The sequence below is a fragment of the Pseudomonas sp. REP124 genome (assembly GCF_020164475.1).
Taxonomy (GTDB): domain Bacteria; phylum Pseudomonadota; class Gammaproteobacteria; order Pseudomonadales; family Pseudomonadaceae; genus Aquipseudomonas.
In genome coordinates this window covers 19,417-28,181 of sequence record NZ_JAIQWX010000082.1, presented here as the reverse complement: position 1 = coordinate 28,181, position 8,765 = coordinate 19,417, and the positions used below count along the sequence as shown (strand labels likewise).

Below are 8,765 nucleotides of genomic sequence, written 5' to 3'. Positions count from 1 at the left end.
CAGAGTCCACGCGCAAAACCTGATGGAGGCGGAAAATGAACAGGACCGACGCGCCTCCCTGGAACACTTGATTGCCGGCGTAGACCGCACCAGCCGCCTGGTTAACCAGTTGCTGACGATGGCGCGCCTGGAGCCTCGCGCAGGCACACCACCGCCCGAGCCGATCGATCTGGTTGCCACCGTTCGAGACAGCCTGATCCAGATGACACCGTGGCTCTTGAGCAAGGATCTTGAGCTGGTGCTCGACGTCACCGACGACATCGCTTCAGTGCGAGTCGACCCGACGGCCATCGACATTGCCTTGAACAACCTGGTGACCAATGCCGCGAACTTCTCTCCAGCCCATGGGCTTGTCACGGTCGGGCTGAAAAAGATCGAGCATGGCTACGAACTGACGGTAGAGGACGATGGACCAGGTATCCGGGAAGAGGAACGCGACCGGCTCTTCGAACGTTTCTACAGCCGGGGAAACGACCAGGGCGCGGGATTGGGCCTGACCATCGTTCAGACTATCGCCGCGCGCTTTGGCGGACAGATTAAACTGGAAAATCGAACGCCTTCGGGGTTGCGAGCCACTCTGAAGATTGGTGACTCATAGCCGCGGTCATGGTTCAGAAGACTTCCGGTGATACCACCCAGACGCTACACGGCAATTTGTACAACAGGTGTTCCACCGTACTGCCGATTAGGCGTTCGATTCCGCGATGACCAACCCGCCCCATGACAATCACATCCGTTTCGTAAGCATTGGCGTAGCTGGACAATACCTTGGCCGGATTACCCATAATCATGTGCTGGCGTTCCGATGGAATACCATTGCGTTCACAAAGGTCGCGAAAAGTGTCGGCTTGGGCGTCAAAAAGAGTCTTAGCTTTTGTTGTGGAGAAGAACGCCGAACCATTGCTAAAGCCGAATTCGTCTGCGCTGACACTCGAAAGGTCGTGAGCGTAGATCACATCAAGCTCCGCGCTACAGACACTCGCCAGTTTCGCAGCCTCGTGCAGAATTCTGTCATTGAGTGCCTGATATTGGTCGTCACAATGAAACGGATCGACCGCAGCGACTATCCTGCGTGGTAAAACGTTATGCAAACGATTGACGAAATGCAGTGGTACTTGGCATTCGCGCAACAAATGGATATCCAATGGGGTGAACATCAAACGCGACAGCAATGCCTCGTGCTCCAGCGCCTTGATCAGCACGGTCATCGGCTGCTCTCTCAGATGAATTAGAATTTCCTTCAACGGCCGTTCGACCCAAACCACCTCAGTCGTGACGTGTACGCCTATCTTGCGCAAGGGGCGTGCCTGATCCTCAAGCCATTGGCGATGGCGCTCAACGTAGCCCGTGCGCATTTGTTCCAGTGCTTGTTCATTGACCATTCCAGCAGTCGCCAGCCCCTCCAGATAATCAAAAGCAACAATATGCAGCGCGGCGTCTGAAGCCTTTGCCAACGCGGCGGCGCGGTCGAATGCAGGGCTGTGTTCCATCAGCGGCGAGACGATCAGCATGAAGCGTGATTGATCAGACATTACAGGTCTCCGTTAGGAAATCGCTCGCCGGATAGGTCGGCGTCGCTCAAGAGTAGAATCTGTAATTTAGCTTGCCGCAGCTGACGGCTACGGAATTGATCTTTGTCAAATTTGATGTGATGGCAGATGTAGTCTGTTGCACCGTAGCTGGCACCGGTTCCCGTGACTCAATTGTTGACCATTATCAAACTTTCGATGGTGTCTTGAGTGCAGTCTTTGATTCAGGCCGAGTCGTCGGCCTCAGAGGCGGAGGGATCAACATGGCTACCATGAAAGCGGCTGTTTTCGTTGAAAAGAACCGGATCGTGTTGGAGGACAAGCTCATTCCTGAAGTCGGACCGCTGGATGCTTTGATCCGAATTACTACCACAACCATTTGCGGTACCGACGTGCACATACTGCGCGGGGAATACCCCGTGGCTCGCGGGTTGACGGTGGGGCACGAGCCTGTGGGTGTCATTGAGCGTTTAGGGTCACAGGTACGCGGTTTTGTCGAAGGACAACGGGTGATTGCCGGGGCGATTACTCCAAGTGGACAAAGTTTCGCCTGTCTGTGCGGCTGTGGCTCACAGGACGGGCCAGACACTCGTCATGGATTTCGAGCAACCGGCGGCTGGAAGTTTGGCAATATCATTGACGGCTGTCAGGCCGAGTACGTGCTGGTACCGGATGCGCTGGCCAATTTATGTCCCATACCAGACAAACTCAGTGACGAGCAGGTATTGATGTGCCCTGACATCATGTCCACCGGATTTTCTGGTGCTGAGCGCGGCGAGGTAAATATCGGCGATACCGTTGCCGTATTCGCCCTTGGTCCGATTGGACTTTGTGCGGTGGCAGGGGCTCGACTCAAAGGTGCAACGATGATTATTGGTGTGGACGCGGTGGCCGAACGGATCAGTGTCGCGCGCCGTTTGGGCGCGACCCATGTCGTTAACTTCAAGGACGGCAACGTGGTGGAACAGATCATGGCGCTGACGGACGGCCGAGGTGTCGACGTCTCCATCGAAGCCTTGGGTACTCAAGGCACGTTTGAGTCGGCACTGCGAGTACTTCGCCCTGGTGGTCGGCTTTCCAGCCTCGGAGTTTACTCCCATGATCTGAGCATTCCCCTGGACGCCTTCGCAGCAGGGCTAGGGGACTACAGCATTGTCACTACCCTATGTCCGGGGGGGAAGGAGCGGATGCGTCGCTTGATGGCTGTAGTACAGAGTGGGAGTGTGGATTTTTCGCCACTGGTGACCCATCGCTTCGACCTCGATGAAATTGAGGCCGCTTATGAGCTATTTGCGCATCAACGGGACGGAGTGATAAAGGTTGCGATTACACCTTAAAGGTGCGCCGAACATTGTTATCGAGCATTACGGAGGTCTCTATGATCATTGATATCAGGGAGAAACCGAGGAGCCATCGTTGGGTGGTGTGGATGGATGACATCGAGGTGCCCTTTGATAGCAAGGGAGAAGCGCAAATTTTTGTTGATCGACTCAGGGCACGTATTGATGCGCCACATGTTTGGCCGCGGGGAGTGGGCGCCAGAGCTGTCAAAACACGAGTTGCAGTTCGTCAAGCTACATACCTCAGCAACGAATCGGCGTGTGCCGATCTCCTGGGTTAGTGATGTAACACGTTAACTGTCAAAACTCAGCCCGGTAACCTGCCGATGAACGACACCGTTGGTTGGACCGGCGCAGCCGCTGCCTTGGGGATTGGCATGCTCGTCGGTCTTGAACGCGAGCGACACAAGGGCCAGGGCGAGGCCCGAGCTCGTGCAGGTCTGCGCACATTCGCCATTTCCGCAATATTAGGATATGCGGCGATGCAGGTTGGTGGGAGCCTGCTTGTGGGGATCGTAGCCATTGTTCTGGCTATGCTCGTCACTGTAGCGTACTGGCGAAGTGTGGACGCTGATCCCGGCGTCACCAGCGAAGTAGCGTTGTTAACAGTGCTGGTTCTCGGGGCATTGTGTGGCTGGAACCCCGGGTTGGCAATTGCCCTCGGCGTGGTTATGGCGGGGCTGTTGACCTACCGGGAAAAGCTTCACTATTTTGCCCGCAGTCAATTGAGCGAAGCGGAATTGGGAGATGGCCTGATTTTGCTGACGGCAGCGCTGGTGGTACTGCCATTGGTGCCGGATCGCTTTATTGGTCCCTATGCGGCGATCAATTTACGTACCATTTGCAGCCTTACAGTGCTGTTGATGGCAGTGGGCGCGGCTGGGCATATTGCCGTTCGCGCCTTGGGCACTCGCTACGGCTATGCAATCAGCGCCATCGCATCCGGGTTTGCCTCAAGCACCGTAACCATCGCCGCCATGGGACATCTCGTGGCGCGGCAGCCCGACAATATCAAGGTACTGAGTGCGGCCGCGATTCTTTCGAATATGGCGACCGTCACGCAGGTCGGAATGATCCTGGGAGCGGTCGATCCCGGTTTGATGCGCCAGATGTGGGGACCATTGATTTGCGCGGCCATTGCAGCTGCTTTGTATGGTGTTTCCTTGATGTTTCCTCGGCCTGCGAGGACTCTCACGGAGTCAGTCCAGGTCGGTGGAGCGTTCAATCTCAAACTGGCTTTGATCGTCACCTCGACGATGACAGGAATCACCTTCGCTTCATCCATGATGCTCAGCCATTTCGGCCAATTGGGGGTAATGTTGACCGCCATGTTTAGTGGCCTTGCCGATGCGCATGCCTCGACGGCCTCGATAGCTTCTCTGGCCAAATCGGGTCAATTACCGTTCGACGGCATTGTCGGCCCTGTGCTCATCGCGATAAGCACAAATTCCGTCAGTAAATGTGGGGTGGCGTGGGTCAGTGGAGGGCCACGCTTTGCAGCGTTGGTCATTCCCGGGCAGGTATTGTTGACCTTGGCGATGTGGGCAGGCATGTGGCTGACATGAAGCACATGCGTATGACTGATACAAATCAAGTATTCGAAACAGGAAAAGATCAATCTAAAACACCTCCCGGATAGACGTGCGTGTGCCGAGGTGCCCCATGTTGCAAACTCAACGGTTACTCCTTATTGCTCCTTCATCAATGACCCGTACACCTGCATTCGACCGAGCTGCTGCGCTTGCACTGGCGATGCAATTGCCTTTGCATATCGTAGCGTTTGACTATTCCCAGGCATTGGCGGTAGCTGGGCTGTTCGACCCGGAACAGTTCCGTCTGGCAAGAGACGCTTATCTACAAACTCATCGCCAATGGCTTGTGGATCACGCAGCATCGATGAGAAAGCATGGCGTCGAAGTCACCAGTGAGGTGGTATGGGTGCAGCATCCTTACGAGGAGATTTTGCACTTCATTGACGAAATGACACTCGCCCTGATCATCAAGGATGCAAGCGAAGAGTCGACGCTGAAGCGGGTGTTTTTTACGCCACTGGATTGGCAACTACTACGTGATTGCCCTGTGCCGGTTCATCTGGTCACCACCCCCCTGCACCCAAGACCTCGCAACATACTGGCCATCATCGATGTGTTGCGCGATGAAGATCAAGATCGTGTATTCAACGATCAGATCATCGACGCCGCGGCGAAACTCGCAGCGCTCTGCGACGCAGATCTCCAGTTGCTGCACGTGTTTGACTGGACGGCTCTTTATGCTCAAGACATGGGATTTGGTTCGTTGCCGTTGGCCAGCGGTGTTCATGAAATGTCAGGAAAGGCGCAGCAAGAAGCATTCACGGCTATTGCTGAACGTCACGGTGTAGCCGTGGACAACCGCCATTTCATTGAGGGTGCCCCTGTGCCCAGTATTTGCCGATTCGTCTCGGAGTACCGCATTGATGTCATCGTCATGGGCACGGTGCAGCACAATGGTTTGAAAAAACTCTTGGGAACCACGGCCGAGCAACTCCTGCATCGAGCGCCGTGTAGCGTGCTGGCAATCAAACCAGGAAAAGTGTTCACATTCTGAAATCGGCATTGCCCCGTGACGGGTCCAACGTCACGGGGCAACTTATTAAATTAAAGGTAAAGGCGATGGATGACCTGACGACTATCGTCGGGGTCGTTGTGCGAATCGAAACCTAGTGCTTTGGCCAGGTCACGCATCGGCGCATTGCTGCACGCGTCCACCGAGAACATTTGACGGAATCCATGTTTACGCGCGGCCTTGATCAAGTGCCCCATCAATAGTGTACCGAGTCCTAGGTGGGTCCATTCATCGGCCACCGTAACGGCACATTCACAGTTGTGTTCGCCAGCCACGGCATAGCGGCTAACTCCGACTTCAATCAGTTGACCGTTGTCATGGACCAAGGCGATGTAGGCCAAGCGCAAGCTATCGTCGGTATCCATTAATTGGTCCAGCATCGCAGAGCTTGGTTCGGCGATCTGTGCCAGGAACCGCATATGGCGGGATTCTGGAGACAGTTTTTTGATGAAGGCGTATTCACGATCACGATCCTTTGCAGTCAACGGCCGGATCAGCACGTGGCGGCCATCGCGAAGTGCTTCGATCCAGTGTTGGCCATCGACCTTGGCGTAGGCAGTCGCAGCCCGATCGTTGTGATCTTTGACGGTGAGCATGGGTGTTCCTCCAGTGCGTTTCGTAGTCAGGCGCGCGGGAAGACGTGCCTGACTCTTTTCTACGCCATTGTTGGGCCCTGGACCTGATCTGGATCAGACGCCCGCTACAGTTCTGATGATTTGCCCATGCTTGATGTACATCAAACGGCAAGGGGCGCTGGAGCGCAGTCTGTAAGCAAACCGAGATGCAACGCCTTGGTTCGAACGGAGGTGTTTGATGAGCCAATATCAACGTTTACTGCTGGTCTGCGATCCATCCTTACAACAGTCCCCTGCACTGTTGCGAGCGGTTGCACTTGCCAAGACAGCCGGAAGCGCGCTGGATGTACGAGCCTATGTCGACCCGGTCCCCGTGGTTCATCTGTGGCAAGAAAAAGTTGATGACACAGAGCGTCAGCGCTATTTGCGCCGCTACTGCCGCTGGGAGGCTGAAGAGTTCGACCGCCTCAGTGAATTGGGGCTGGAGGTGAGCGTCAAGGCGGTCTTCAGCACTCATCCACTGCTGGATATCCTGAGGACGATCGAAGACTTGAAACCCGACATGCTGATCAAGGATGTCGCTCTCGAACCGGTACTCAAACGAGTATTCATGACCCCGCTCGATTGTCATCTTTTGCGTGAGTGCAAGATTCCAGTGCATCTGGTCAACCACATCCGCTACAGCCTGCCGCACCGGATTGTAGCTGCCGTGGACCCTTTTGATCCCTCGACACACATCAGTGGTTTGAACGACACCATCATCCAGACCGCCAACTCCCTGGCTCTGCAATGCGACGCGCCTTTGCACCTGCTGTATGCCTATGACTTGTCGCCCGCTTTCAACAGTGATGCGCCATTGGCCGGAGGTGGATGGGGCGTGGATATCATCGAGGAGTTGCGTCAATCCTTGCATCAGGCATTCGTCACGCTAGCGCAGCGCCATGGTGTGCCGCCGGAACGACGGCATTTCATTATGGGACTGCCAGTGCCGGTCATCGGTGAGTTCGTTGAGCAGTATCTGGCCGATGTCGTGGTCATGGGGACCGTACACCGAGTAGGCTTCGACCGGTTGATCGGAAGTAACACCGAGCGAGCTTTGTACTCTATCCCAGGCAGCATATTGGCAGTCAGGCAGCATGGCCGAGAGTGAGTTCGTCGAGGTTCAGCTCAGGTGGCGATGGCAACCTACAACCAGTTGCTTGAGTCCATCCATGTTGCGGATGGTTACGTTGCGACCGCTTATCTCCACCAATCCCTGATCACGCAGGTGTGCGATGCCGCGGCAGATGGTTTCCAGGCGAAGGCCTAAATAGGAACCGATTTCTTCGCGACGCATCTTCAGTACAAAGTTGCTGGAGGAATAGCCGCGGGTATGGAATCGCTGTGAAAAATTAAGCAGAAACGCCGCCAGACGTTCGTCCGAATTCATGTTGCCCAACATCATCAACATATCGTGATCGCGCACGATTTCCCGGCTGAGAACCCTATTAAGATTATGCTGAAGCGAAGGCAGTTCATGGGCAAGCTTTTCCAAGTGCGCGAAGTGGATGGGGCACACCTCGCTGTCTTCCAAGGCAATCGCATTGCAAGCATGTCGATCAGTGCTGATGGCATCCAGCCCGAGCATTTCTCCCGGTATTTGAAACCCCGTCACCTGCTCGCGACCGTCAACCGACAGCACACTGGTTTTGAATGAACCGATGCGTACGGCATAAAGCGAGCGTAGAGGATCGCCCGCACGATAGAGCGCTGCGCTTTTACGAACCTTCAATCGTTGCACGATCAGCGTGTCCAGCCGCTCGATTTCCTGACCTGTCAGGCCAATCGGCAAGCACAACTCCAGTACGCTGCAATTGGAGCATGCGGCTTTGAGGTGGTGAACTTGATCGGCACGGGATTCCGGCATTTCGAAGCCCCCTCTGCAAACTCTAATTAGTATAGGGTGTGCTCGCTGTGATGGGCTTGCATTGGGAGCGTTCTTCGATGATTGCGATAAGTGGTAAGCGCTTGTGCATTCATCTGTGCAAGCGAAATGCGTGGTAGATCCTCTACCGGCTAAACAGTTTTTTCGTCACGGAATCGCGTAGACCTTGAACAATTTTCTGGATGTATCGTTGTTGCCTTCCAAGTATTTGCCGTAAGCCTGTTCTATCTCGACTGATCGAGAATTTTCGCTGAGTGTGGTATCGACGATCAGACGGAAATTTTCGTCATTTCGATCGAGCGCCATCGCGGTAGGTGTGTAGTCAACTATACGATCAAGTAACGTCAGGTTTTCTGCGGCGGATCCGGTAGCCAAGAGGTTGCTCAGTAGCATGCGTTCAGCAAAGAACAAGTCGGTTTTGCCATCGACGACCGGTTCAGGCCAGCTTCGGTACATTGTGCCGGGAGCAATCTCGAAACTATACCCAGTAATTGCATTTGTTTACGAATCCAGGACTCGGTAACACCACCGTTAAAGGTGGCGAATGTCTGATACATCGAAGTTTTGCCTGCTCAGTGAATAATCCATTTCGCTGTATTGAGGAAAGCGTGCCAACAAATGCCAAAGCGCTCCTCCTCATTGAGCATCAGCCACGGCCACCGTTGTTGATGTAGATCAAGTCATAAGGGCATCCGGCTCGCAGAATCGACCTATCAAGCCATATGCACTGATTGAGGGTGGCGGACCCATTTATGTGCACAACCGATCAGCATCACGCTGAATTGTTCGCCTG

At 54.6% G+C, this 8,765-nt stretch carries 9 protein-coding genes; 5 read left to right on the top strand and 4 right to left on the bottom strand.

What is annotated here, in order from left to right:
* Positions 1–598: sensor histidine kinase (locus K9857_RS19300; RefSeq protein ID WP_263487932.1), on the top strand; the 598-nt coding region annotated here is incomplete at its 5' end.
* Positions 599–611: 13 nt separating this feature from the next.
* Here the strand turns inward: K9857_RS19300 and K9857_RS19295 are convergent.
* Positions 612–1,532 (bottom strand): universal stress protein, encoded by a 921-nt coding sequence (locus tag K9857_RS19295; RefSeq protein ID WP_224538328.1) that lies wholly within the window; start codon positions 1,530–1,532, stop codon positions 612–614.
* Positions 1,533–1,792: 260 nt separating this feature from the next.
* Between K9857_RS19295 and K9857_RS19290 the strand changes: the two genes are divergently transcribed.
* The 3 genes from K9857_RS19290 (at position 1,793) to K9857_RS19280 (ending at position 5,455) form a co-directional block, all read left to right on the top strand.
* Positions 1,793–2,866 carry an NAD(P)-dependent alcohol dehydrogenase gene (locus K9857_RS19290; RefSeq protein ID WP_224538326.1) on the top strand — a complete coding sequence of 358 codons (1,074 nt, stop codon included), beginning with the start codon at positions 1,793–1,795 and terminating at the stop codon, positions 2,864–2,866.
* A 329-nt stretch (positions 2,867–3,195) separates the two neighbouring features.
* A complete protein-coding gene (locus K9857_RS19285) occupies positions 3,196–4,434 on the top strand; it encodes an MgtC/SapB family protein (RefSeq protein WP_224538324.1) in 1,239 nt (412 codons plus the stop codon).
* A 97-nt stretch (positions 4,435–4,531) separates the two neighbouring features.
* Positions 4,532–5,455, top strand: coding sequence for a universal stress protein (locus K9857_RS19280; protein ID WP_224538322.1), 924 nt, complete (start codon positions 4,532–4,534; stop codon positions 5,453–5,455).
* Between the two features lie 50 nt (positions 5,456–5,505).
* On the opposite strand, the gene K9857_RS19275 is transcribed toward K9857_RS19280, so the two are convergent.
* Positions 5,506–6,069, bottom strand: coding sequence for a GNAT family N-acetyltransferase (locus K9857_RS19275; RefSeq protein WP_224538320.1), 564 nt, complete (start codon positions 6,067–6,069; stop codon positions 5,506–5,508).
* Between the two features lie 217 nt (positions 6,070–6,286).
* On the opposite strand from K9857_RS19275, the gene K9857_RS19270 reads away from it, so the two are divergent.
* Positions 6,287–7,198 (top strand): universal stress protein, encoded by a 912-nt coding sequence (locus tag K9857_RS19270; protein ID WP_224538318.1) that lies wholly within the window; start codon positions 6,287–6,289, stop codon positions 7,196–7,198.
* A gap of 12 nt (positions 7,199–7,210) precedes the next feature.
* Here K9857_RS19270 and fnr read toward each other — a convergent pair whose 3' ends face one another.
* On the bottom strand, positions 7,211–7,954 hold the full coding sequence (gene fnr, locus K9857_RS19265; protein WP_224538316.1) for a fumarate/nitrate reduction transcriptional regulator Fnr: 744 nt from the start codon (positions 7,952–7,954) through the stop codon (positions 7,211–7,213).
* Positions 7,955–8,119: 165 nt separating this feature from the next.
* Positions 8,120–8,428: a hypothetical protein gene (locus K9857_RS19260; protein ID WP_224538313.1), complete on the bottom strand. Its 309-nt coding sequence runs from the start codon at positions 8,426–8,428 to the stop codon at positions 8,120–8,122.
* Positions 8,429–8,765: the final 337 nt, after the last annotated feature.